Consider the following 22860-nt stretch of genomic DNA (forward strand, 5'->3'; position numbering starts at 1 on the left):
GGATGAATAAGCAACAACTTAGACAAGCATTGAAAAATCATTTGCAGCAACGCCAAAGCGGGCTTCAAGATATGCCAGCAAATCAGTTACGAGAACACGCGAAACGCTATTTACTGGATTTGCACTCGCAACAAAGTGAAGTCTCGGAAGGAGCGGTGGCTGACGTGATTGACGAAGTTCTGGGCCTAGGTCCCATCGAGACTTTATTACGGGATGATAGCGTTTCTGAGATTATGGTTAATCGTCACGATCAAATTTTTATTGAGCGTTCAGGTAGGCTTGCAGATTCGGGCTTAACGTTTAGTGATGAGCCGAGCCTACGTCGCGTGATTGAGCGAATAGTGTTACCACTGGGGCGGCATATCGACGATTCCTCACCGATGGTCGATGCACGCCTACCGGATGGATCTCGTGTGAACGCGGTCTTACAACCTCTAGCCGTAAAAGGGAGCTGTATTACTATTCGGAAGTTTTCCGCAAAGCCCTTAACCATTGATGATTTAATTAACTATAAATCGCTATCACCTAAAGCTGCCGAATTTCTCAAACTGGCCGTTGAATGCCGACAGAATATTATTATTTCCGGAGGAACGGGGAGTGGTAAAACAACATTGCTCAATACGTTGTCTTCCTTCATTCCGAGTAATGAGCGAATCGTTACTATTGAGGATGCTGCGGAGCTTCGATTACAGCATCAAAACTTGGTCAGTCTTGAGGCTCGCCCGAAGAACCAAGAAGGCAAAGGGGCGATTCACATTCGCGATTTAGTTATTAACTCATTGCGTATGCGTCCTGATCGTATTGTGGTGGGTGAGTGTCGTGGTGCTGAGGCACTTGATATGTTACAGGCGATGAATACGGGGCATGCGGGGTCACTAAGCACCGTCCATGCAAACACCGCACGAGATGCCGTGCGGCGGTTGGAAATTATGGTTTTGATGGGGTCTATGGACTTGCCTGTGTTTGCCATTCGACAGCAGATTGCAAGTGCGGTTGACATCATCGTTCAAACCGCTCGTTTAAGTACAGGTGAACGCGTCGTAACCAGCATTGATGAAGTAACCGGAATAGATGGTGAAACATTGCAAATTGGTGCCTTATTTGCTCGTGAACGAGGAAAATCGGGCTTAGTTAGTCAGGGAATGCCCGCGCGATTCGCCGCGTCACAAGCGTCAGAAGTGAAAGAGAAAATTGCTCAAACGCTGATGGAGTAAGGTGATGTTAATCGCTGTCGTTGGCTGCGTTCTAATGACTACCGTCGTGTGGCTGGCGTGGATGCGTCAGCTCAACAAGAATCGAATTCAAGCATTCGAGGGGACGCTTGCTCAACATACGCAGCGCTCACTACAAGAGTTTTTTGTATTTTTACCCGTTAAGTGGCTGATTCGAGGCTACTTGTTTGCGTGCGCTAGTTTACCTTTATTAGCGGGTTTGGTGTGGGGAGGCAAGGCAGCGCTAGTGACCCTGCTGGTATGCGTAGTGTCGCCTCCAGTTCTCTATCGAAGAATGAGAAATAAGCGCTATCGTGCGTTGCAAAGACAGCTGCCCATGCTGCTAATGAATCTATCCAATCAACTTAAGTCTGGTATGAGTATGGTGAATGCGGTAACGAGTTTATTTGATGAATTTGAAGCGCCGTTGGGGCAAGAGGTCAACGAGCTTATACGTCAAGTCAGGTTGGGTGATGACTTACCAACCGCGCTGACTGACTGGCAACGTCGAGTACCAATTTTTAGCATCACGTTGGTCGTGCAAGCGCTCACGCTGGGTTATCGCAACGGTGGACAACAATCGCAAGTGCTTCGTCGGTTGGCTGAAAATTTGGGTCAGCAACAAAAGGTACGCGACCGGCAGCAAGCGCTATCGGCACAGGGACGGATGCAAGCTTGGGTGCTTATCTGTATGCCGCTGGCGTTATTCTTGCTGCTTAACTGGATGAAGCCGACACATACGGCTTATCTAACGAACACCTTGATAGGTCAGGTTGCACTCGGCGTGGCAATTGTGTTGACGCTCATAGGTGCGATGATGGTTAAGCGAATTTTAAATACCGATGATTTCTGATGCAGTTGATTGTCATTGTTGTTTGCCTATTTTTGTTGTGTTGTCTTACGAGTGCATTGCTAATTTGGCTAATGCGTAGACTTCGCCTTGGGCAATGGTGGGAATCGGTTTGCGACATGTTGTATCAAAAAATACCGGTGCGAACACGTGTGATGTTACGTCGCTGGTTTGATTTAGAGCAGCAAGCCGATAATTTTCAGGTGCGTGTGGTCACTTTTGCATGCGTCATCGCACTGCTCGCTTTAGTGAGTCTCGTTTTACAGTTGAGCTGGTTAATGATGATGTTAACTTTACTTACTGCATTCATCATACAACGTGGTCAGCGGCAATTTCGTAGTAAACAAGCCCGAATATATCGGGAACTACCCGACTTTAGCGATTTGCTCGCGATGATGTTGGCGTCTGGACTGCCTTTGATTCCAGCGTTAGACCGAGTGTCTAAAGCATCTAGTATGGGCTACCTGGCTAACGAAATCAGCTATGTGGGGCAGCAAATTAGACGTGGACGAGATCTAACCAGTGCGTTCACAGGTTTAGCTGATCTTTATCGCGTGAACGCGCTCAGTGAGTGGTGCAAGTTGCTAAACAGAGGTTACCAACAAGGCAACAGTTTAACAGAGGCGCTGCTGTTTTTCTCTGAGCAGCTAAGAGATGAACAGCTCAATTTAGCAGAGAAGAAAGCGCAGGAAGCGCCTGTAAAACTCTTGCTTCCATTACTCAGTTGCTTTTTTCCGGTCAATTTCTTGGTCATTTTGGGTCCCATATTTATTCAGTTATACCAAGGGGGTTACTAATGTTCAGTGAGCTATTGTGGCCGGATACTCACTATTTGACCGGCTTTAGAGAGCGCTTTCGTGGAGTAAAGGGAGTACGAGAACTGACGCCTTTAAGTGCCTTTTGGTTTCCCCGCTGTCAAACCGTGCATACTTTCGGTTTGCGCTTTCCTATCGATGTTGTCGCTTTGGATGCGCATGCTCGAGTTATCGCGATTAAACGAATGCTAGAGCCAAACCGAGTTTACTGGCAGCCACGGGCGCAAACACTCATTGAGGTCTGCGCGCTGTGTCCGTATCCGCTTGAGTCATGGATTGGCTTACAATTTCAGTTAGAAAGGAGACAAAATGAGAAGAATCGCTGGGCTATTCGCATTATCGTTGACGGCGTGCGCGAGCACTCCACAGTCCCCTCAGTACGCTCAGTACCAGCTAGGTAGTGCTAAATCGTGGTATGAGCAGGGCGACCTACTGTCCGCTGAACAACAGCTAAATGCGCTCCATCAGAATGGTGCAGGGAGTGCTGATAGCTGGCGATTAATGGGGAACATTCATTTGCGTCAGCATCGGCTTGAGGCCGCGAGAGAAGCTTACAAACAATCCGTGAAGCTCAATCCTCATGAGGCCGATGTCTGGCATAACTTGGCATTAACAGAGTTGCGACAAACTACAGCAACCTTGATGCGGGCGCGCACGGAACTACAACGTTTACCGGACGAGGATGAGCGACTGCTTACCCTGTTACTTAAGCTGCAACGCGTCAAACTAGAGCATGAAAAAATTTAGTCACGGCTATGCGGTGGGCTTAATGCTGCTTGCTATTACAACTTTGATGATACCCGCTGGCTTTTACATGATCACTTTGCAGCGCGGACATTGGCTTGCCGGCGCATTGTTACGGGAGCGAATTACCATGCTCAATGACGCCTGGCAGGTTTTGTCATCACGGCTGCAAAGAACACCTTCACCCAGTGAATTCAATAACTATTTAACACAGTCAGAGGTGCCTTGGCGAGCTGATGTGACACTCGATAACGGCACGTACTTTGCGAAGATTCCATCAGTGACTCAGACTCAGGCGCGTTACCTGACGGACTACTTTAAAGTGATTCCACTTGATAACGCGATTCGCGTAGAATTGCTGACCCGCCCCGACATTGTGCAGTATTAACGGACAGAGTGTTTAAGAATACGTGACTTCTGACGTTGCCAATCACGCTCTTTTACCGTATCGCGTTTGTCGTGAGACTTTTTGCCTTTGGCTAAGTAGCACTCCAGTTTTACCCAGCAATGCTTCCAATACATGGCAGTTGCTACGACAGCAAAGCCCTCGCGCTCTGAGGCACCGATAAGTTTATCAAGCTCTTTCTTCTTGAGCAGTAGTTTACGAGAGCGGTCGGGCTCACAGTAGACATGACTGGATGCTTGGGTCAGTGGTTGGATCTCTGCTCCCAATAAATAAGCCTCGCCATTTTTCATAATGACGTAGCTGTCGCGGATGTTGACCTTTCCTTCACGAATGCTTTTAACTTCCCAGCCTTGTAGACTGATTCCCGCCTCGAATTTTTCTTCAAGAAAGTATTCGTGACGTGCTTTCTTATTCAGTGCGATGGTCGAACTATTTGTCTGTGATTTTTTCTTACTCATGGCAACTATTATACCCATGAAAAACTAAAAGAAAATTCATTTTAAGGGCTTCAATGAATACGTGTTTGAGTTATCATTGCGCTAAACGAAGTAAGCGATAGAGGATTCATGCCTAGCATATCAAAAAGCGCGCTTGTCTCATACAGTGCTGAGCAGATGTTTAATTTAGTTAACGACATCGAATCATATCCTGAGTTTGTGCCGGGATGTGTTGGATCGCAAGTGCATGAGTCTGAGCCTGATTTTAAAATCGCAAGTCTTGATATTAGTAAGGCCGGCATTAAAAAAAGGTTCACTACGCGCAACCGTCTTTTCAAGCCAGAGCGGATAGATATGACGCTAGAAGATGGACCTTTTGAATCTCTGAGCGGTGGATGGCAATTCATTCCGCTTGCCGATGATGCCTGCAAAATTCAATTTGATTTAACGTTTGAGTTTTCAAACCGTTTATTGGGCATGGCATTTGGTAAGATATTCAGCGAAGTCACAGCGCGCATGGTCGATGCCTTTGCGAAACGTGCTAAGCAGGTTTATGGCTAATGATGGCGATGATGATGGTTGAAGTTGCTTATGCAACGCCAGAGCGACAAGCGATTGTTACGGTCACGGTTCCAGAAGGAACCGATGTGAAAACGTGTATTGAGCGGTCTGGAATACAGCAGCAATTTGTTGAAATCGATCTCGAACAACAAAAAGTGGGTATTTGGAGCAAGGCGACCAAACTAGATGCTCAGCCGCGTGATGGCGATCGCATCGAAATTTACCGTCCTCTAATAGCCGATCCAAAAGCGATACGTAAGAAGCGAGCGGAGCGGGCTAAACAAGAAGGACGCGCCGATAAGGTGACCGGTGGTCGTCCGGATACGAAACGTCGAACGAGCGAATAGGCGAAGTAGGAGTTGGGATGAAGCTTTATATCATGCGACATGGTCAAGCCGAACCAATGTCTGATGCGTGGCCAGACAGCGAACGCCGGCTTACGGACGAAGGTATTACTGAAGTCCAGCAGGCAAGTGAATGGCTGAGTCAGCAATGTGAAAGTTTGGAACAATGCTATGCCAGCCCTTATCGGCGTGCTCAAGAAACACAAAACGTGATGAATGAGCGGTTGAACTGCCAGCAACTTAAAACGTTATCTTGTTTAACACCAGAAAAGCGCGTTCATGAAACGGTGACTGAGCTTGCTGCTGAAATTTCGGTGGCGGGTGTGACCACCGCTTTGATTGTTACTCATATGCCCTTAGTGAGTTACTTGGTTGCTGAAATCGACAAAGCACAGCAACCACCGATCTTTGCAACGGCAGCAATCGCCGAAATTGAGTTTGATCCGCAGACGGGGACAGGACGCTTACAGCAACTGATGCAACCCGAGCATTGTTAGCACCTATTCTGGAGACTGCAAAAGAATAAGTATGGCTGCATCGCCGCCGTATGCTCGCGGCGCTTGATGGAAAGCTCGAACCGCGGGATGTTGAATAAGCCAATGAGGGAGTTGCTTTTTTAGAACCCCCGTCCCATGCCCATGCATTACTGAGCAGCACGTGATCAACTCGTTTTCGCAAGCTGTCAGCATTGCAGCAAGTTCTTGTTTGGCTTGCGCAACTGTCAGGCCATGTAAATCAAGTAACATCTCGGGGGCAAACTCGCCTCGCTTTAGTTGTTTCGTCAAGTAGCGACTTTCTCCAGGCGCTGTATAGTTGATTTTATCATCACCGAGATAGCCCTCGAAGTTGTCAGAGAAGGTATCGTTAACCACATCTTGAACTTGCTTTATCGCTTGTTTTTGCTGTTTGTGGCGCTTGCGGTTGACTTTTTGTCGCGCTGATAAAGGCTCAATCTCATCATTTTTTAACGGCTTGATACCCGCCATAGCTTGTCGAAATAGCTGATGTTCGTCAGCATCTGACCGGCTTTCTTGGTCGCCACTATTTTCCAGTTTTGCTTTGTATTTTGAAGCCATGATGGATGATTCCTAGCGCTGCTTAAGGTATCTTATACGGCAGTTAAGTATAACCGATTTACTAGCAGGGGATAAGTTTGGATTCAGAAGCTACTCAGCAAGCCGTGAATGAACTACACACCATTGACGATATTTTGCGTTGGAGTGTTAGTCAAATGGGCAAAGCAGGTACTTACTTTGGCCATGGGTATGCAAACGCAGTGGAAGAAGCGCGTGCGTTGCTTGGCTACGTTTTATCGCTCACACCGGATGAACTCATCGATATGAGGCATTGTCGTTTAACTCAGCAAGAAAAGACACAGTACGTCGAGTTGCTCGGAAAACGCATTGCTGATAGGAAACCAGCTGCTTATCTTTTGAATCAAGCGTGGTTTGCAGGTTTACCTTTCTACGTCGATGAGCGCGTGTTAGTGCCGCGTTCGCCATTCGCCGAGCTTATCGAGCAAGGTTTTCAGCCCTGGCTTACTCACGCGCCTGAGCGTGTCCTGGACATGTGTACGGGCAGTGGCTGTATAGCGGTCGCGTGTGCCTACGCGTTCCCAGAAGCCGAGATCGATGCGACAGATATTTCTGCCGATGCGTTGAGCGTGGCTGAATTCAACATCGGGGAACATGGGCTTGAAGAGCAAGTCTTTCCCATTCAGTCGGATATATTTACCGGCTTGCAGGGTCAACAATATGACTTAATTGTAACTAACCCGCCTTATGTTGACGCTGAGGATATGTCTGATCTGCCAGATGAGTTTCGGCATGAACCTGAACTAGGTTTGGCGGCTGGCGACGATGGCTTGAGCCTCGTGGATACGATGTTGTTAGAAGCGGCTGATCATTTAACAGATAACGGCTTATTATTTTGTGAGGTCGGTAATTCAATGGCAGCACTCGATGAGAAGTATCCTGAAACAGGCTTTATTTGGTTGGAATTTGAGCGCGGCGGGCACGGTGTCTTTGTGCTCAATAAAGCGCAACTCGAACACCATCGTGCTTGTTACGGAAAGGCGTAGGAGCGAGAAATGGCCGGGAACACCTGGGGCAAATTATTTACAGTAAGCACTTTTGGTGAGAGCCATGGTGTGGGGCTAGGTGCAGTAGTCGATGGCTGCCCAGCCGGAATCGAGCTTAGTTGCGAAGATATTCAGCAAGCACTTGACCGGCGTCGTCCAGGGACCAGTCGCTATACGACACAGCGACAAGAACCTGACCAAGTTGAGATCTTGTCGGGCGTGTTTGAAGGGCGCACCACGGGGACCCCGATCGGTTTACTTATTCGCAATCAAGACCAACGCAGCCAAGATTACAGCGCTATTAAGCAACAATTTCGCCCAGGGCATGCCGATTATACTTATCAAAAAAAATACGGTATTCGCGATTACCGCGGTGGCGGTCGTTCATCCGCACGAGAGACCGCGATGCGGGTTGCGGCTGGCGCGATCGCAGCTAAGGTATTGGCTCAGCAAGGTATTAGCATTCGTGCCGCATTAACACAAATGGGGTCGGTTGTTGCGCCAGTTAAAGATTGGTCTGCTGTTAATGGGAATGCGTTTTTCTGCGCCAATCCCGATGCGGTCGAGCCTATGGATGCGTTAATTCGCGAGCTTAAAAAGCAGGGGGACTCAGTAGGTGCACGCATTTACGTTGAGGCCTGCGGCGTACCAGTTGGTTGGGGCGAGCCTGTATTCGATAGGCTTGATGCGGATATTGCTAAGGCACTGATGAGCATTAATGCGGCTAAGGCGGTCGCTGTGGGTGATGGTTTTGATGTAGTCACCCAACGCGGCAGTGAACATCGCGACGAAATGACCATAGAAGGATTCCAATCTAATCATGCCGGCGGTGTGCTCGGCGGGATTTCAACAGGGCAGACGGTAAACGCAGAAGTGGCGTTTAAGCCCACCTCAAGTATTAGTATTCCCGGTAAAACGATTACGACTGAAGGTGAAGCCGTTGATATCGTTACCAAAGGGCGCCACGATCCGTGTGTTGGTATTCGTGCTGTTCCTATCGTTGAGGCGATGATGGCTTTGGTTTTAGTTGATCATTTTTTACGTGATAGAGGTCAGAATGCAGGCGTCCAGCGAAGTTAGCTGTGAGCACCAGTCACGTCACTACCAGCAATTAGTCGATATTTTTAATCAGTGTTTTGCAGATACTGAGCACACGATATTGGTGCGCGGTGACGATGAGCCCTATTATCGTCCAGCCGCCGAAGGTGAAACTTATCATCAAGTGGTATTCGCTCACGGCTTTTTTGCTTCAGCACTTCATGAGGTAGCGCACTGGTGTATTGCTGGGCGGGTGCGACGCCATATCTTCGATTACGGTTATTGGTATGTGCCTGACGGGCGTAATGCAATGCAGCAGCAACAGTTTGAAAAGGTCGAAGTGAAGCCACAAGCGCTCGAGAAATTATTTTCCGTTTGTGCCGGGGTGCCGTTTCAGGTCAGTGTCGATAACTTATCGGGTGTTGAGGTTAATCGACAAGCATTTAATAGCAAAGTAAGCGATCAACTTTTCGATTTTATGCGTACTTCATTACCGACAAGAGCGAAAGTTTTTGCTCAGGCATTATGTCGTTATTACCAACGACCTTGGCCTTCAGTCGAGTCGTTGGCACGTTAACAACGAGGAGGAATTATGAAACGCTATTTTGCGATGTTGATTGCGGTAATGGGTCTTGCAAGTTGTTCTACTATTGAGGGCATGGGACAAGATGTCGAAGATGCAGGCGAAGCTATCGAAGAGTCTGCGGATGAGAATGGAGCTTAGTTAATACATGCAGTACAGCCGTCGTTTCTCGATTGGATTAGTGATAAACCCTTTTGCAGGTATTGGTGGTGCTGTTGCACTGAAAGGAAGTGACGGCGAGCATACTCGCCAAACAGCACTCGCGTTAGGTGCAACGCCAAAAGCCAATCATCGAGTAACGACGGCGTTGCAGCAACTGCAGTATCTAGCCAACCAGATCCACTTTGTAACGGCAGCAGGGTCTATGGGAGCTGACGCCGTCGCAGGGTTGGGCTTTGATTATAACATTGCATATCAACCCCAAGCGCAACAAACAGAAGCGACTGATACACAGGCTGCGATCAGAGCCATTCAAGAACACAATCCCGATGTGATTGTATTTGCCGGCGGTGATGGAACTGCTCGTGATGTCTACACTGCGATTAAGCCGGAACAGTTGGTGCTCGGTATTCCTGCGGGGGTAAAAATTCACTCAGGTGTATACAGTATTAGTCCTAAAGCCGCATCTCGGGTTTTAGAAAATATGATAAGTGGTGGTCTATCCAGTGTCCGTTATGCAGATGTAATGGATATTGACGAAGATTTATTTCGTCAAGGTACGGTAAAAGCGAAACGTTTTGGCGAGATGTTAGTGCCTGACGAGTTGCAGTATATCCAAGCGGTGAAAATGGGCGGCAAAGAGAGCGATGAGCTGGTGTTGGCGGATATAGCCGCCGAAGTTGAAGAGCGCCTTGATGACGAACATTTAATTGTTGGTTCTGGTTCAACCATTAACGCCATTATGGAAGACATGGGATTGAATAATACGTTGCTCGGTGTTGACTGGGTCCACGATGGCGATGTTTTGGCACAGGATCTGACCGAATCAGAGCTCTATGAGCGTGTGAAGCAGGTTTCTTCAGGACAGGTTAAGCTGCTGCTCACTGTGATTGGTGGTCAAGGTCATGTGATTGGTCGCGGAAACCAGCAATTAAGTCCACGTGTTTTAGACGCGGTGGGGCGAGAAAATGTTTGGTTAGTCGCCACAAAAAGTAAATTAAAAGGTTTGGAAGGGCGTCCGCTGCGAATCGATTCAGGAGATGATGCGCTCGACCACGCTTGGTCCGGCATGATTTCCGTTATTACGGGTTATCATGACGAGGTAGTCGTGCGCATTGAAGCGGTCGATTAAAACTGACGCTTCGGTAGGTGGACAACGAGACCATCAAGCTCTTCAGTCATTTCTATCTGACAACTCAGGCGGCTGTTATCTTCCGGATCTATTGCCATATCGAGCATGTCTTCTTCTTGCTCAGAGGCCTGAGGTAATTTACTTAACCAAGCTTTGTCGACATAAACATGACAGGTGGCACATGAGAGAACGCCCCCACATTCACCGACGATCCCATCGATGAAATTTTCGGTAGCGGCTTCCATGACATTGGTGCCTACATCAACTTCGGCCTCGTGTTGACCACCCTCGGCATCAACAAAATATACGGTTGGCATGATTCATTCCTTATACTGCATTCATAATTATTGCCCGATAGGATAGAATACGCGGCTTTTAAGCTCAATCCAAAAATCGCATTTGTTGCACAAATAGGGTGGGAATTTCATGCAAGCAGTGGCGGCTTGGTTAGATAAGTGGTTTGGCTTTTACAGTCGCGGTAGTTCGGTGAAAAAGGAAGTGATTGGCGGCGCTACGACCTTCTTAACCATGGCTTATATTATTTTTGTGAACCCATCGATTCTGAGTGAAGCAGGGATGGATTACGGAGCCGTTTTTGTTGCCACATGTTTAGCTGCTGCAATAGGTTGTTTTGTGATGGGGTTTTGGGCGAACTATCCAGTCGCCTTAGCACCCGGCATGGGGCTCAATGCGTTTTTTACCTATTCGGTCGTTGGCGGCATGGGGTACGATTGGCAGACTGCCCTTGGTGCTGTGTTTTTCTCTGGTATTACTTTCTTTATATTATCGGTTTTTCGCGTGCGGGAATGGATCATCCAGTCCATTCCAATGACCTTGCGGCGAGCGATCGCTGCGGGAATTGGCGCGTTTTTAGCACTTATTGGATTAAAGAACGCGAATATTGTGGTGGCTAATGATGCCACCATCGTGACTTTAGGTCACTTAGGCGATCCATCGGTTATTCTCGCGGCGTTTGGTTTCTTTACGATTATTGGACTGGCAGCACGAGGTGTTCAAGGTGCTGCGTTGATGAGTATTCTTGCTATCACCTTAATCGCCTGGGTCCTAGGTTACGTAGATTTTACAGGTATAGCTTCGATGCCGCCTAGCTTGGCACCGACTTTTATGCAGATGAACATCGAGGCTGCATTTGACTTAGGTATGCTATCGGTCATTTTTGCGTTCTTGTTTGTCGACTTGTTCGACACCTCAGGTACGTTATTGGCGGTTGCTCAGAAGGCCGGACTGGCTAAAAGGGATGGTAGTCTTCCTCGTTTAGAGCGGGCTTTGATGGCCGACAGCACGGCTACAGTCGCTGGCTCAATGATGGGTACGTCGACTACCACCAGTTATGTCGAATCGGCCGCAGGTGTCGCCTCAGGCGGTAAAACGGGACTTGCAGCAGTGGTGGTCGGCGTTTTGTTTCTTTTAGCGATGTTTTTCTCGCCATTAGCCGGCATGATTCCACCGTATGCAACAGCCGGCGCAATTATTTATGTCGCAGTATTGATGTTGTTTACTTTGCAGGATGTTGATTGGAATGACATTACCGAAGCTGCACCGGTGATGGTGGTGCTACTCATGACACCACTCACGTTTTCTATCGCAGATGGTATTGCGCTTGGGTTTATCAGTTACGTCGTTATTAAGCTTCTGGCCGGTAAGACTAAAGAGTTAACCGTTAGCGTGGTATTATTGGCGTTATTATTTATTAGTAAATTTATTTGGTTGGGGTAACAGATTATGGGTTGGCACTCAAATAGAGAGTTTTTTGTTTCTTGGGAAGAACTACATCGCGCTACACGAGAGTTGGCACACCGCCAGTTACCCGCTGAACAATATAAAGGTGTAATCGCGGTGAGTCGTGGCGGTTTAGTTCCAGCTGCGATTATTGCACGTGAATTAAACTTACGTACTGTTGACTGTGTTGCGGTCAGTTCCTATGCACACGATCAGCAAAAAGATGAGTTGGCGCTATTGAAAGACGTATCAGCCACTGAAGATGGAGAGGGCTTCTTGGTTGTCGACGATCTTGTTGATACGGGCAATACCTTGAAGTTTTTACGTAAACGCTTGCCTAAGGCAAAGTTTATCACCGTTTACGCTAAGCCTGCGGGTATTGAATTAGTAGACGATTATGTCGCTGATCTTGAACAAGAAACTTGGATTCACTTTCCGTGGGACATGCATTTGCACTATGTCGAGCCATTGGCGGGACAGGAAAGTTAAGCTGATAAAAAACCCCGCATTTGCGGGGTTTTTAGTGTGATTATGCGTTGCGCAAGGTCTGATTCAAAAACTCAAGCACGCTGTTAATCGGCATTTTTTGTTTGTCACGGTCACTACGTGATTGATACTCGACCATTTCTTCATCGAGATTACGTTCACCAATGACGATTTGATGCGGCACACCGATCAATTCCATATCGGTAAACATAACACCTGGGCGTTCTTTGCGATCGTCGAATAGCACATCAAAACCGGCATCGCGAAGTTGCTGATAAAGTTCGTTAGCAACTTTTTGTACACGTGCCGACTTATGCATATTCATTGGTACAATGGCAACCTCAAACGGTGCTAACTCATTTGGCCAGTTGATACCGCGGTCATCGTGGAATTGTTCGATCGCAGCTGCGACAACGCGAGAAACACCGATTCCGTAACAACCCATGGTTAAGGTTTCGTGTTTACCCGTTTCCGACAATACACCCACCTTCATCGCATTGCTGTATTTCTTGCCTAATTGGAAAATATGACCAACTTCAATGCCGCGCGCAATCTGCAATGTGCCTTGACCACATGGACTCGGATCGCCTGCAACAACGTTACGAATGTCTTCTACAGCAGAGATTTCAGCATCGCGATCCCAGTTGACCCCAGTCAACCACTGACCCTGTTTATTTGCGCCACAAGCAAAGTCTGCTAGCACAGCGGCACTGCGATCAACGATGACCGGCATTGATGCATTAACAGGACCGATAAAGGAGCCGTGACAACCCATCAATTTATCGCTATCAAGCACCTCAATGGGCGCTGCGATCTGTGTTAGCTTTTCAGCTTTAATGGTATTCAGCTCGTGGTCCGCGCGCCAAACTAACATGACGGCGTCAGCCTCCACTTCATCGCTGGCTTTGACCAAAGTACATTGTACTGCTTGTTGTGCATCGACAGCTAATGGCTGCAGGAAAGCACTGACTTCATGACCTGTAACATCATGTACTTGTTTATCTTGACTGGGTTGTGAACGCTCTTTTTTCGGAGCGATTGCCTCTGCCATCTCCACGTTCGCCGCGTAGTCCGAACCATCAGAGAACGCGATGGCATCCTCTCCTGAGCCCGCTAGGACATGAAATTCGTGCGATGCGTGACCGCCAATCGAGCCTGTATCAGCAATAACTGGTCTAAAGTCTAGACCTAAGCGTTGGAAGATACGGCAATAGGCGTCGTACATTTCATCATAGGCTTGCTGCAGTGACTCATCCGTTAAGTGGAATGAGTATGCGTCTTTCATCATGAACTCGCGCGCACGCATCACCCCAAAACGAGGGCGAATCTCGTCACGAAACTTGGTTTGAATCTGGAATAGTGTCAAAGGCAACTGTTTATAGCTACTGACTTCTTTTCTTACCAACTCACTAATAATCTCTTCATGGGTCGGGCCTAACAAGAAATCACGCTCATGACGATCTTTAATACGCAACAGTTCAGGGCCATAGTCTTCCCAACGGCCAGACTCTTGCCACAAGTCAGCGGGTTGCACCATCGGCATTAAAATTTCTAAGGCGTTGATACGCTCCATTTCCTCGCGTACAACACGCTCAACTTTCTTCAATACACGAAGACCGGTCGGGGTCCATGTGTAGAGTCCCGATGCCACTTTTCGGATCATGCCGGCTCGCAGCATTAGCTGATGGCTGACAATCTCAGCATCAGAGGGCGTTTCTTTTAAAGTAGATAGTAAATATTGACTGCTGCGCATGGTCGAACAATCTCTATGTCAGTTGAACAAAATCGGAGGGAAGTTTAACAGCCTATCTGCAAGCGACAAAGCCTTTTACGGACAATAGCGGACAATTTTTTCTACGGTCACTCCGTTGTCCACAACTCGCCACTTTATATCTAAATCATATAGGCGACTTGCGTAGGTTTTATTGTCAGTTTTGTTCTTTTTGTAGGCGGGACGCACATCAAAGCTAAGCAATTCAACAATTAACGACTCAAGCTGCGGATAAATCTCTTTTTGCTGCTTTATGAAATGTGCCGCATCGCGAGCAAAAAAGACCGCTAAGCTGGCGCTAGGTGCTTCGGGTGCGAGTGAACTGCTGGCGTCGTCTATTTTGTCACAATACGGAATATAAGGCTTGATATCAATTAAGGGAGTGCCGTCAACTAAATCGGCACCGGCGACGACTAAATGAAAGTACGGTTCATTATTAACCGCTAATAATTTAACCGCCGACAAACCGATGTTGTTGGGTCTAAACGGTGAGCGGGTGGCAAATACGCCGACTTTTTGGTTTCCTCCAAGTCGCGGTGGTCTCACTTGTGCCTGCCACTGTGAGTCTTTGTTGTGATGAAACTGAAACACTAACCAAAGATGACTGTGTTGCTCGATTCCGCTGAACGCTGCGGGATAATCGTAATCACCGCAAGGCTTGATGATGCCCTGAACGTGGGTAGCGAGTCCTGGTTGGCGCGGTACAGAAAACTTTTCAGGAAAAGGTGTGTGTATATGAGCGATGGTTTGGGGCATTAGGTTGTTTGTCATTTATCTTAACTGTTAGCGGATTTAACTAAATTTTGGTGGTTGGAAAAAATAGAAGCATTGCACTAAAGCTATAAAAACTTATCTAAGTTTCTGTATTTAAAAGAAAAAATAACTTTGGCACACGCTTTGCTAAATCTTTACTACAACATAACTGTTTAGTTTGACCTGTTCACGATGTTTGGAACGTCAGCTACAAAAATAACATAGAAAGGAAAGCAACATGATGAAAAATAAAGTATGGCCCATAGCAATTTTTTTAGTCGGTGGTTTGACCGTGACTTCAGCAGCTTGTGCGCAAGACGTTGTAAAGCGTTCACATACATTCAACGTGTCTTCAGATACAGAGCTGAGTGTTGAAGCAGCCGTCGGAACAGTTGAATTCGTGAAAGGCGATATAAACTCACAGGTTGTCGAAGTTGAGCTCGTTATAGAGGCCAATGATGATAGTTTTTTCTATGGTGGTGGTGATATTAACAGCGTGCACTTAGAGGCCGATCAACACGGTAATGAATTAGAATTAAGTATTGAACCGGATGACGAAGAGGTTGAAGTTACTTGGCGTATTACCTTACCCAAAATGAAAGGCGTTGATGCAGAGCTTGGTGTGGGTGAGATGTCTGGTGAACTGTATACCACTAATGCCTCTTTTGAAGTGGGCGTGGGTGAGATTGACTTAGTATTGCACGGTAGTGACGTAGAGCGAGTAAAAGCCGAAGCCGGCATTGGTGACACCCGTATCCGCGGTTCGGTGCGTGGAAACTCGAATCGAGAGCGCGTATTAATGACCTCAGAGAGTGAGTTGACGAGTTCGGGTGAATATCGCATTAAAGCGGAAGTCGGAGTAGGCGATATTACCTTAGATTTTGTGGAATTGAATTAATGTATTGGCGTGGCGACAGTTACTGCTTTGGTACTGTCGCCTTGCCAACGCAACTGACTTGAGTGTAACACCGAGCGCTTGAATCTGTCGGAATATTAAAGCACTGTACAGCGAATACATCTGTCGCATTGAAACGTGCTGCATCGTTACGAAGTGCTTGTTGAGCATCTAGAGTTGAAGCGGGGGCGCCACGAAAGGTGGCTTGGCAACTATCTCCAGTAACAACACTCAAGATCTTATGGCGATTCGGGTTGAGCTGCTGGTCATGCAGCTCAACTTCGTTGGGGACGACATTGAGGGCTCTTAGAGCAGATTCTTGTGAACCATATTGGTTACCAGTTGAACATCCAGCCATCAATGCACTGCAAAACACACCTGCTAAGAGTATTCGAATCCCCAATGACATTCTCCAATTAAATACTTTTCACTACTTTATCAAAAACTCTTCAAGTGCACGACCGTTGTCCAACGCGTTTTGTAGTGCTTTAGGCATACGCCCCTGACCTGTCCAAGTTTTTAACTCGCCGTTTTCGTCTTTAAATTCATACTTAGGGGGTTTAGGTGCGCGCTTACGTTTTGGCGATACAAGTTTATCACCACCAATTTCATCTTCTAAAATGTCAGAAATATCAATGCCGGCTTCTTGCATGTTGCGCTTAAGTTCGGCGACTTTCTGACGTTTTTCTTCAAGTGCTTTTTCTTGTTCGAGTGCGTCTTCTTCACGCTTGCTGATTACATTTGAGAGTTTCTTTTGAATGTCATATAGCTCGTTTAAATCTAATTCTTTAAGGGCTGCGTTCAAACGACGTTCGTGTGAAATTATATTAATAAACTCGCTCATGGATTCATCTCCGATAATTAAGTAATGGGTGCAGTGTTTATAAAACAATTCTCACTGGTAATTCTATAAGTAAATGCTAAATACGAGATATATTACAATTGGATTAGCTGTTTATTTATAAACATAAAAAAAAGCGAGCTAAGCTCGCTTTTTTTCAATTGAATTACATATTGGGGTAAGTCGGGCCGCCACCCCCCTCAGGGACTACCCAAGTAATATTTTGACTCGGATCTTTTATATCGCAGGTTTTACAATGGATGCAGTTTTGTGCATTAATCTTAAACACATCTTTACCATCTTCTTCTACGACTTCGTAAACCCCCGCTGGGCAATAACGTTGTGCAGGCTCAGCGTATTCAGGTAAGTTGACAGTTAGGGGAATATCCGCATCTTTTAACTTCAAGTGGCACGGCTGATCTTCAGCATGGTTAGTATTGGATAAGAAAACCGACGACAAACGATCAAACGTCAATTTATTATCTGGCTTAGGATAATCTATCGGCTGATAATGACTTGCCTTTTCCGTGCATTTATAGTCGGGTGTCCACTCTTTAAATTTAAATGGTAATTTGCCACCAAAATAGTTTTGGTCAAGCGTATTGTAAGCACCACCTAGTACCGTGCCTAATTTGTGAACTGCGCCACCGAAATTACGTGAGCGGTACAACTCATCAAATACCCATGACTTCTCAAATGCGCTTTTATAGACTTCCAAGTCATCATGCTGCTTGCCCTCAGCGAGCGCGTTAAATACAGTTTCTGCCGCAAGCATGCCAGACTTCATCGCCGTGTGATTACCTTTTATCTTAGAAAAGTTCAGCGTGCCGGCATTACAACCTAATAGAATTCCGCCTGGGAAAGTCATCTTAGGTAATGAATAATAACCACCTTTAGCGATCGCTCGTGCGCCGTATGTCACACGCTTACCATTTTCTAATACCGCTTTAATCGCAGGGTGGGTTTTGAATCGCTGAAACTCTTGGAATGGGTTGAGATAAGGATTCTTATAGTTCAAGTCGATAATTAAACCGACATACACCTGACCATCATCGGCATGATATAAATACCCCCCTCCTGAACCGTTGTCATTAAGAGGCCAGCCTGCGGTATGTACAACTTTACCCGGTTTGTGTTGTTCAGCCGGAATATCCCAGATTTCTTTAAAGCCGATACCGAAATGTTGTGGAGTCGCGTCTTTATCGAGTTGAAATTGTTGCAATAATTGTTTGCCTAAATGACCACGACAGCCCTCAGCAAAAAGCGTGTATTTTGCACGCAACTCCATGCCTGGCATGTAGCCATCTTTTTCTGAGCCATCTTTTGCAACGCCCATATCGCCAGTGATAACACCGCCAATACTACCGTCTTCGTTTTTAATTAACTCACTTGCGGCAAATCCCGGAAAAATTTCGATACCTAGGCTTTCAGCTTGCTCCGCTAACCAACGGCAAATGTTACCCATGCTAACGATGTAATTACCTTCGTTATGGAAGGTTTTCGGTACTGCAATATGCGGTAATTTACGACTATTTTGCGCATCGTTTAATAGCAGTATTTCATCCTCTGTGACGGCTGTATTGAGCGGCGCACCGCGCTCCTTCCAATCTGGGAAGAGTTCGTTCATTGCGCGCGGCTCAAATACGGCGCCTGACAATATGTGAGCACCAATATCAGCACCTTTTTCAACCACACAAATCATCAGTTCTTGCTCATTCTCTTGAGCAAGTTGCCCTAGTCGACATGCTGCCGCCAGCCCAGATGGACCGGCGCCCACGATGACAACGTCAAAGTCCATACTTTCGCGTTCCACGTTAACCTCCATAATCATGAGCTGATATCAATCGGCATCAGGCCATGATAGTTTTGCAATAGCTGTGTAATTTCGTCTGCGGGGACTGGTCGGCTGAATAAGTAGCCTTGTCCTATGCCACAGTCTCTACTTAATAAAAACTCGACTTGCTCGCTGGTTTCAATACCCTCAGCGACTAATTGAATATTTAGGTTCTTCGCTAAATTTATAATGGTTTGAACGATAACTGCATCGTCTTCGTTGTCTGGCAGATCGCGTACGAATGAGCGATCAATCTTGAGCGAAGTCACTGGAAAGTTTTTCAGGTAAGACAACGACGAATAGCCGACGCCAAAATCATCGATAGCAAGCGACATACCATGTTCACGCACCGAGTGCATAAAGTTGGTGTGCGATTGTATATTTTCGATAAACACTTGTTCCGTGAGTTCTAACTCAATACATTTAGGTGATAGTCGTGCTTCGCTTACATTATCAACAATGGTGTCAACTAAGTCAGGCAGATGTAACTGCTTACCCGAGATATTGATTGCCATTGTGAGATCATTGAAGCCCATTTCGTGCCACCGTTTAAGTTGGTTACAGGCGGTCCGCATGACGTATTCGGATAGTGGTATAATTAAGCCTGTATCCTCGGCGATAGGAATAAATTGGTCAGGGCCAATCACTGTACCATCATCTTTTACCCAACGTACGAGCGCCTCAAGGCCTGTAATTCGGTGGCCAAGTAACTCTACTTTCGGCTGATAATAAACTTCTAAAGCCTCTTGCTCTACTGCATGACGTAGCTGTTTGACCATTTCTAATTTTTTTGCCAAATCGCGATGCACTGCTTGGCTATATATGTGATAGGTGTTGCGGCCATTATCTTTTGCTTGATAAAGAGCCGTATCAGCATTTCGAATTAAATACTCGGGATTATTGTCCGCATCTTCAGCGAATGCGATGCCAATGGATGCACTAATGAATAGCTCGTATTCATCGACATAGAAATGGGCGTCGAGTGCTTGCAATAATTGATCGGCAAGCGTCAAGATGTGCTCACGGGATGTCGAGTGAGGTACGGCTAATAGAAACTCGTCCCCGCCCGAACGAGCCAACACAGCTTCGTTGGGCGCAAGCTTTTTGATGCGGCGAGCTACCCGCTTGATCAGTTCATCGCCAACGGTATGACCGAGCGCGTCATTGACTTCTTTAAAGCGATCCAAATCAATAAATAATATTGCAGTAAGGCCGTTCTTGGCGTCATCAGCGAGCCATTCGGAAAGAATTCGCATTAACGCATTGCGGTTTATAAGACGCGTCAGTGCGTCGTGTTCAGCAAGATATGCGATTTCTTTTTCAACGCGCTCTCGCTCGTCGATTTCTGAATAAAGTTCGATGTTCGCATCTGCGAGTTGCTGGGCTTTGTATCGGCTTTGAGCAACAATATAGAACACCAAGGTCAGCATCGCCGTGATGAATAACCCGGTAAATAACAAGGTGAGGGCAAGCCCTTGTCGTTCCTCTGCAAGCCGTGCGGGCGTCATCCACACATGCAATTGCCATTGTGAGCCTAGCAGCTGAAGGGTACGGCTAACGGCCCATTGGTCTCGCAAGGTGACGTCACCGGCAAACTGATAGAGCGTCTGACCGTCGCGACTAATAGCTACTTGATAACCTTCAGAAATATTCTGCCGAATGACATTATTTAATAAATCTTGCAGACTAATGATCAATCCTAAAAAGCCTTGGCGCGAGGCATTTTCGATGCGCGAGAACATAACAATGTCGCTACCGATTCGCCCTAAGTTACCGGCACTACCTATCATCGCATGCTGATTACCCTCAGACTTAAGGAGTGTCGTTGTCAGTTCAGAACCTTTGAAAGGCGTGCCTAATAATTGAGCTTGACGATCGGGCGGATAGTATTTTTGAATGACTAAATCGGGGGATAACCACACCATAGCGGTGATACTTTGATAATAGAGTGAGATAATATTCGCATCGTCGTTCCATCTATCATCGAGCTCTTGTTTACTCTGCTTTAACTCACGCGCGAACAACTCAGTGGCGTATAAGTGCGCCACCAAGTTTTGTCGAACCTCGCGCTGAATATTATAAGCTTCGTTTTCAAGTGCCTCGCGTGCATCTATATTCTCTAGATAGCGTACATAGGAGAACGCGATGATTGAGATTAAGACCCCTGTTACTATGGTAATAACGGCTTGCTTGGCACCCGCAAAAAGCTTTAAACGCATGAATTAGACTCTCTTAACGACTGAGCTCTGGACGATCCTTAAACTCGTTCAAGGCATCGGGGTTCGCCAACGCATCGGTATTTTGCACAGGTTGTCCGTGCACAACATTACGAACCGCAAGTTCAACGATCTTACCACTAATGGTTCTTGGAATATCGTTCACTTGTAATATAACCGCAGGCACGTGTCTAGGGGTAGCGTTTGCACGAATCGTTTGCTTGATGGTTTTTACTAAGGCGTCGTCAAGTTGCACGCCCTCACGGAGACGCACGAATAGTACCACGCGCTCATCGTCATCCCATTGTTGACCGATAGCAATACTCTCTAGGACGACGTCCACCTTCTCAACTTGGCGGTAAATCTCCGCTGTGCCAATACGCACACCACCTGGGTTAAGTACTGCATCCGACCGACCGTAAATAATAACACCGTCATGTTCGGTTAACTCGGCAAAATCGCCGTGTGCCCAGATGTTATCGAAGCGTGCGAAGTAGGCGTTAAAATAGCGTTGGCCATCGTCATCACCCCAGAACCCAACGGGCATATTGGGAAATGAATTCTCGCACACCAACTCGCCTTTTTGTTGTTTAACAGCTTCGCCTTGATCATTGTACACATTGACCGCTAAACCGAGTCCTCGACATTGTAACTCACCGCGATAGACCGGCAGGATAGGGCAGCCTAGGGCGAAGCACGAAACAATGTCGGTCCCACCTGAAATTGATGATAAGCAGAGGTCAGTTTTGATATCGCGGTAGACGTAGTCAAAACTTTCTGGAGGCAAGACTGAGCCTGTGGTCAATATGCTCCGCAATGCTTTAAGTTCATGAGATTGACGCGGTTTGACATCGGCTTTTTCTAGCGCAGATAAATATTTTGCACTGGTACCGAACACGCTGATGCGCTCTTCATCGGCAATATCCCAAAGCACTTCCGGTTTAGGAGCGAATGGTGAACCATCAAACAAGACTAACTTAGCACCTAACGCGAGCCCGCTGACCAACCAGTTCCACATCATCCAGCCACAGGTTGTAAAGTAGAACAGCGTATCTTCACGACCTAAGTCAGTATGCAAGCCGTGTTCTTTGCAATGTTGCAATAACGTGCCGCCTGCACCGTGAACAATACATTTAGGCACGCCTGTGGTGCCTGAAGAAAACATAATATAGACCGGATGGTTGAACGGCTTTCTCACAAAATCAATATGGCTAGCATCATTGTCTAGGAAGTCCTCGTAACGCACCATGCGAGCGTCATCGACCACCTCTGACTGACCGCTAAAGTTAACAAGTACCAAATGCTCAACGGTCGGCAAGTTGTCTGCGATTTCGCTTACTTTATCCTTTATATTGAGATTCTTTTGGTTATAAAAATAGCCATCGACTGTCATCAGGACTTTCGGTTCAATCTGACCAAAACGGTCGAGTACACCTTGCACACCAAAATCCGGTGAACAGGATGACCAGATTGCACCTAAGCTGGTGGTGGCAAGCATCATTACGATGGTTTCAATGCAATTGGGCATCATTCCTGCGACACGATCGCCACTCGATACACCCTGCGTTTTTAGTGCATGTGCAGCACGAGCAACTTGCAAGTAGAGTGCTTCATAGCTGAGCTCTTGGCGCTCACCGTTCTCGCCGCGAAATACCAGTGCGCTGTGGTTATCTTTATGGCGCAGTAGGTTTTCCGCAAAGTTTAACTCAGCCTCTGGAAACCACTTGGCACCCGGAAGCTTGTCTTTATCTTGAACAATGACGTCGCCTTTTTCGCCAATCACATCAAAGTAATCCCAAATCAGCGACCAAAATGCTTCGTTGTTATCAATCGACCACTGATAGAGTTCGTGATAATTCGCAAGACCCGCGTCATTATGCACGTTTATCTGTTGCAGGAAATCGCTCATGCGCGCTTCAGCGATTTGATCCGCACTGGGTTGCCAAAGTCGTTCTGCTGCCATG

General features: G+C 46.8%; 27 protein-coding genes. 17 read left to right on the forward strand and 10 right to left on the reverse strand.

Annotated elements, in window-relative coordinates:
- The first annotated feature begins 2 nt into the window (after positions 1-2).
- The 6 genes from OS145_RS05520 (at position 3) to OS145_RS05545 (ending at position 4008) form a co-directional block, all read left to right on the forward strand.
- Complete coding sequence (locus OS145_RS05520; RefSeq protein ID WP_006955237.1) at positions 3-1214, forward strand: TadA family conjugal transfer-associated ATPase; 1212 nt, start codon at positions 3-5, stop codon at positions 1212-1214.
- A gap of 4 nt (positions 1215-1218) precedes the next feature.
- On the forward strand, positions 1219-2064 hold the full coding sequence (locus OS145_RS05525; RefSeq protein WP_006955238.1) for a type II secretion system F family protein: 846 nt from the start codon (positions 1219-1221) through the stop codon (positions 2062-2064).
- 116 nt (positions 2065-2180) lie between these two features.
- Complete coding sequence (locus OS145_RS05530; protein WP_050749978.1) at positions 2181-2858, forward strand: type II secretion system F family protein; 678 nt, start codon at positions 2181-2183, stop codon at positions 2856-2858.
- Complete coding sequence (locus OS145_RS13720) at positions 2858-3277, forward strand: DUF192 domain-containing protein (RefSeq protein WP_006955240.1); 420 nt, start codon at positions 2858-2860, stop codon at positions 3275-3277. Before OS145_RS05530 ends, OS145_RS13720 begins: the two co-directional genes overlap by 1 nt.
- Positions 3186-3623, forward strand: a complete 438-nt coding sequence (locus OS145_RS13155) for a tetratricopeptide repeat protein (protein WP_083773239.1) — start codon at positions 3186-3188, stop codon at positions 3621-3623. The genes OS145_RS13720 and OS145_RS13155 overlap by 92 nt, the downstream gene beginning before the upstream one ends.
- Entirely contained in the window at positions 3610-4008 is a 399-nt protein-coding gene (locus OS145_RS05545) for a hypothetical protein (RefSeq protein ID WP_006955242.1), read from the forward strand. The genes OS145_RS13155 and OS145_RS05545 overlap by 14 nt, the downstream gene beginning before the upstream one ends.
- On the opposite strand, the gene smpB is transcribed toward OS145_RS05545, so the two are convergent.
- Entirely contained in the window at positions 4005-4484 is a 480-nt protein-coding gene (gene smpB, locus OS145_RS05550) for an SsrA-binding protein SmpB (RefSeq protein WP_006955243.1), read from the reverse strand. The two genes, OS145_RS05545 and smpB, sit on opposite strands and share 4 nt — an antisense overlap.
- A 108-nt stretch (positions 4485-4592) precedes the next feature.
- Here smpB and OS145_RS05555 point away from each other — a divergent pair, with 108 nt between their 5' ends.
- The 3 genes from OS145_RS05555 to sixA are packed head-to-tail and all read left to right on the forward strand — an operon-like array spanning position 4593 to position 5865.
- The gene (locus OS145_RS05555; protein WP_006955244.1) at positions 4593-5024 is read left to right on the forward strand and encodes a type II toxin-antitoxin system RatA family toxin; all 432 of its coding nucleotides are present in this window, start codon (positions 4593-4595) and stop codon (positions 5022-5024) included.
- Entirely contained in the window at positions 5024-5371 is a 348-nt protein-coding gene (locus OS145_RS05560; RefSeq protein ID WP_006955245.1) for an RnfH family protein, read from the forward strand. Before OS145_RS05555 ends, OS145_RS05560 begins: the two co-directional genes overlap by 1 nt.
- Positions 5372-5388: 17 nt before the next feature.
- Entirely contained in the window at positions 5389-5865 is a 477-nt protein-coding gene (gene sixA / locus OS145_RS05565; RefSeq protein WP_006955246.1) for a phosphohistidine phosphatase SixA, read from the forward strand.
- Between the two features lie 3 nt (positions 5866-5868).
- Here the strand turns inward: sixA and smrB are convergent, their stop codons facing one another.
- The gene (gene smrB / locus OS145_RS05570; protein ID WP_006955247.1) at positions 5869-6444 is read right to left on the reverse strand and encodes an endonuclease SmrB; all 576 of its coding nucleotides are present in this window, start codon (positions 6442-6444) and stop codon (positions 5869-5871) included.
- Between the two features lie 77 nt (positions 6445-6521).
- Between smrB and prmB the strand changes: the two genes are divergently transcribed.
- Genes prmB through OS145_RS05590 form a run of 5 tightly spaced genes read left to right on the forward strand, consistent with a single transcriptional unit; the run spans position 6522 to position 10360 of the window.
- Positions 6522-7448 (forward strand): 50S ribosomal protein L3 N(5)-glutamine methyltransferase, encoded by a 927-nt coding sequence (prmB, locus tag OS145_RS05575; RefSeq protein ID WP_006955248.1) that lies wholly within the window; start codon positions 6522-6524, stop codon positions 7446-7448.
- A gap of 9 nt (positions 7449-7457) precedes the next feature.
- Positions 7458-8528: a chorismate synthase gene (gene aroC / locus OS145_RS05580; protein WP_006955249.1), complete on the forward strand. Its 1071-nt coding sequence runs from the start codon at positions 7458-7460 to the stop codon at positions 8526-8528.
- Positions 8506-9063, forward strand: coding sequence for an elongation factor P hydroxylase (locus tag OS145_RS05585; protein WP_006955250.1), 558 nt, complete (start codon positions 8506-8508; stop codon positions 9061-9063). Before aroC ends, OS145_RS05585 begins: the two co-directional genes overlap by 23 nt.
- A gap of 15 nt (positions 9064-9078) precedes the next feature.
- Positions 9079-9210 carry an entericidin A/B family lipoprotein gene (locus OS145_RS13160; protein ID WP_006955251.1) on the forward strand — a complete coding sequence of 44 codons (132 nt, stop codon included), beginning with the start codon at positions 9079-9081 and terminating at the stop codon, positions 9208-9210.
- Positions 9211-9217: 7 nt separating this feature from the next.
- Positions 9218-10360 carry an ATP-NAD kinase family protein gene (locus OS145_RS05590; protein ID WP_006955252.1) on the forward strand — a complete coding sequence of 381 codons (1143 nt, stop codon included), beginning with the start codon at positions 9218-9220 and terminating at the stop codon, positions 10358-10360.
- Here OS145_RS05590 and OS145_RS05595 read toward each other — a convergent pair.
- Complete coding sequence (locus tag OS145_RS05595; RefSeq protein WP_006955253.1) at positions 10357-10677, reverse strand: 2Fe-2S iron-sulfur cluster-binding protein; 321 nt, start codon at positions 10675-10677, stop codon at positions 10357-10359. The two genes, OS145_RS05590 and OS145_RS05595, sit on opposite strands and share 4 nt — an antisense overlap.
- A 109-nt stretch (positions 10678-10786) precedes the next feature.
- Between OS145_RS05595 and OS145_RS05600 the strand changes: the two genes are divergently transcribed.
- Together OS145_RS05600 and gpt are read left to right on the forward strand one after the other, a co-directional pair.
- Positions 10787-12097 carry an NCS2 family permease gene (locus tag OS145_RS05600; protein WP_006955254.1) on the forward strand — a complete coding sequence of 437 codons (1311 nt, stop codon included), beginning with the start codon at positions 10787-10789 and terminating at the stop codon, positions 12095-12097.
- Positions 12098-12103: 6 nt separating this feature from the next.
- On the forward strand, positions 12104-12589 hold the full coding sequence (gpt, locus tag OS145_RS05605; protein WP_006955255.1) for a xanthine phosphoribosyltransferase: 486 nt from the start codon (positions 12104-12106) through the stop codon (positions 12587-12589).
- 40 nt (positions 12590-12629) lie between these two features.
- Here the strand turns inward: gpt and OS145_RS05610 are convergent, their stop codons facing one another.
- Together OS145_RS05610 and tsaA are read right to left on the reverse strand one after the other, a co-directional pair.
- Positions 12630-14339, reverse strand: a complete 1710-nt coding sequence (locus OS145_RS05610; protein WP_006955256.1) for a proline--tRNA ligase — start codon at positions 14337-14339, stop codon at positions 12630-12632.
- 75 nt (positions 14340-14414) lie between these two features.
- Entirely contained in the window at positions 14415-15128 is a 714-nt protein-coding gene (gene tsaA, locus OS145_RS05615) for a tRNA (N6-threonylcarbamoyladenosine(37)-N6)-methyltransferase TrmO (protein ID WP_006955257.1), read from the reverse strand.
- A gap of 220 nt (positions 15129-15348) precedes the next feature.
- Here tsaA and OS145_RS05620 point away from each other — a divergent pair, with 220 nt between their 5' ends.
- Positions 15349-16008 (forward strand): hypothetical protein, encoded by a 660-nt coding sequence (locus OS145_RS05620; protein ID WP_006955258.1) that lies wholly within the window; start codon positions 15349-15351, stop codon positions 16006-16008.
- A 19-nt stretch (positions 16009-16027) separates the two neighbouring features.
- Here OS145_RS05620 and rcsF read toward each other — a convergent pair whose 3' ends face one another.
- The 5 genes from rcsF to OS145_RS05645 form a co-directional block, all read right to left on the reverse strand.
- Positions 16028-16408, reverse strand: a complete 381-nt coding sequence (gene rcsF / locus OS145_RS05625) for an Rcs stress response system protein RcsF (RefSeq protein WP_165477446.1) — start codon at positions 16406-16408, stop codon at positions 16028-16030.
- A gap of 27 nt (positions 16409-16435) precedes the next feature.
- A complete protein-coding gene (locus tag OS145_RS05630) occupies positions 16436-16849 on the reverse strand; it encodes an H-NS histone family protein (protein ID WP_006955260.1) in 414 nt (137 codons plus the stop codon).
- A gap of 163 nt (positions 16850-17012) precedes the next feature.
- A complete protein-coding gene (locus OS145_RS05635) occupies positions 17013-18659 on the reverse strand; it encodes an electron transfer flavoprotein-ubiquinone oxidoreductase (RefSeq protein WP_040487827.1) in 1647 nt (548 codons plus the stop codon).
- A gap of 14 nt (positions 18660-18673) precedes the next feature.
- Positions 18674-20899 (reverse strand): putative bifunctional diguanylate cyclase/phosphodiesterase, encoded by a 2226-nt coding sequence (locus OS145_RS05640; protein ID WP_006955262.1) that lies wholly within the window; start codon positions 20897-20899, stop codon positions 18674-18676.
- 13 nt (positions 20900-20912) lie between these two features.
- Positions 20913-22859 (reverse strand): acetoacetate--CoA ligase, encoded by a 1947-nt coding sequence (locus OS145_RS05645; RefSeq protein WP_006955263.1) that lies wholly within the window; start codon positions 22857-22859, stop codon positions 20913-20915.
- Position 22860 lies beyond the last annotated feature (1 nt).

The sequence above is a fragment of the Idiomarina baltica OS145 genome (genome assembly GCF_000152885.1).
GTDB classification, from domain to species: Bacteria; Pseudomonadota; Gammaproteobacteria; order Enterobacterales; family Alteromonadaceae; genus Idiomarina; species Idiomarina baltica.

Excerpts from the sequence above, each read along its gene's own strand:
- OS145_RS05520 (WP_006955237.1), top strand. The coding sequence starts at position 3 with ATGAATAAGCAACAACTTAGACAAGCATTGAAAAATCATTTGCAGCAA.
- OS145_RS05525 (WP_006955238.1), top strand. The coding sequence starts at position 1,219 with ATGTTAATCGCTGTCGTTGGCTGCGTTCTAATGACTACCGTCGTGTGG.
- OS145_RS05530 (WP_050749978.1), top strand. The coding sequence starts at position 2,181 with ATGTTGTATCAAAAAATACCGGTGCGAACACGTGTGATGTTACGTCGC.
- OS145_RS13720 (WP_006955240.1), top strand. The coding sequence starts at position 2,858 with ATGTTCAGTGAGCTATTGTGGCCGGATACTCACTATTTGACCGGCTTT.
- OS145_RS13155 (WP_083773239.1), top strand. The coding sequence starts at position 3,186 with ATGAGAAGAATCGCTGGGCTATTCGCATTATCGTTGACGGCGTGCGCG.
- OS145_RS05545 (WP_006955242.1), top strand. The coding sequence starts at position 3,610 with ATGAAAAAATTTAGTCACGGCTATGCGGTGGGCTTAATGCTGCTTGCT.
- smpB (WP_006955243.1), bottom strand. The coding sequence starts at position 4,484 with ATGAGTAAGAAAAAATCACAGACAAATAGTTCGACCATCGCACTGAAT.
- OS145_RS05555 (WP_006955244.1), top strand. The coding sequence starts at position 4,593 with ATGCCTAGCATATCAAAAAGCGCGCTTGTCTCATACAGTGCTGAGCAG.
- OS145_RS05560 (WP_006955245.1), top strand. The coding sequence starts at position 5,024 with ATGATGGCGATGATGATGGTTGAAGTTGCTTATGCAACGCCAGAGCGA.
- sixA (WP_006955246.1), top strand. The coding sequence starts at position 5,389 with ATGAAGCTTTATATCATGCGACATGGTCAAGCCGAACCAATGTCTGAT.
- smrB (WP_006955247.1), bottom strand. The coding sequence starts at position 6,444 with ATGGCTTCAAAATACAAAGCAAAACTGGAAAATAGTGGCGACCAAGAA.
- aroC (WP_006955249.1), top strand. The coding sequence starts at position 7,458 with ATGGCCGGGAACACCTGGGGCAAATTATTTACAGTAAGCACTTTTGGT.
- OS145_RS05585 (WP_006955250.1), top strand. The coding sequence starts at position 8,506 with ATGCAGGCGTCCAGCGAAGTTAGCTGTGAGCACCAGTCACGTCACTAC.
- OS145_RS13160 (WP_006955251.1), top strand. The coding sequence starts at position 9,079 with ATGAAACGCTATTTTGCGATGTTGATTGCGGTAATGGGTCTTGCAAGT.
- OS145_RS05590 (WP_006955252.1), top strand. The coding sequence starts at position 9,218 with ATGCAGTACAGCCGTCGTTTCTCGATTGGATTAGTGATAAACCCTTTT.
- OS145_RS05595 (WP_006955253.1), bottom strand. The coding sequence starts at position 10,677 with ATGCCAACCGTATATTTTGTTGATGCCGAGGGTGGTCAACACGAGGCC.
- OS145_RS05600 (WP_006955254.1), top strand. The coding sequence starts at position 10,787 with ATGCAAGCAGTGGCGGCTTGGTTAGATAAGTGGTTTGGCTTTTACAGT.
- gpt (WP_006955255.1), top strand. The coding sequence starts at position 12,104 with ATGGGTTGGCACTCAAATAGAGAGTTTTTTGTTTCTTGGGAAGAACTA.
- OS145_RS05610 (WP_006955256.1), bottom strand. The coding sequence starts at position 14,339 with ATGCGCAGCAGTCAATATTTACTATCTACTTTAAAAGAAACGCCCTCT.
- tsaA (WP_006955257.1), bottom strand. The coding sequence starts at position 15,128 with ATGACAAACAACCTAATGCCCCAAACCATCGCTCATATACACACACCT.
- OS145_RS05620 (WP_006955258.1), top strand. The coding sequence starts at position 15,349 with ATGATGAAAAATAAAGTATGGCCCATAGCAATTTTTTTAGTCGGTGGT.
- OS145_RS05630 (WP_006955260.1), bottom strand. The coding sequence starts at position 16,849 with ATGAGCGAGTTTATTAATATAATTTCACACGAACGTCGTTTGAACGCA.
- OS145_RS05640 (WP_006955262.1), bottom strand. The coding sequence starts at position 20,899 with ATGCGTTTAAAGCTTTTTGCGGGTGCCAAGCAAGCCGTTATTACCATA.
- OS145_RS05645 (WP_006955263.1), bottom strand. The coding sequence starts at position 22,859 with ATGGCAGCAGAACGACTTTGGCAACCCAGTGCGGATCAAATCGCTGAA.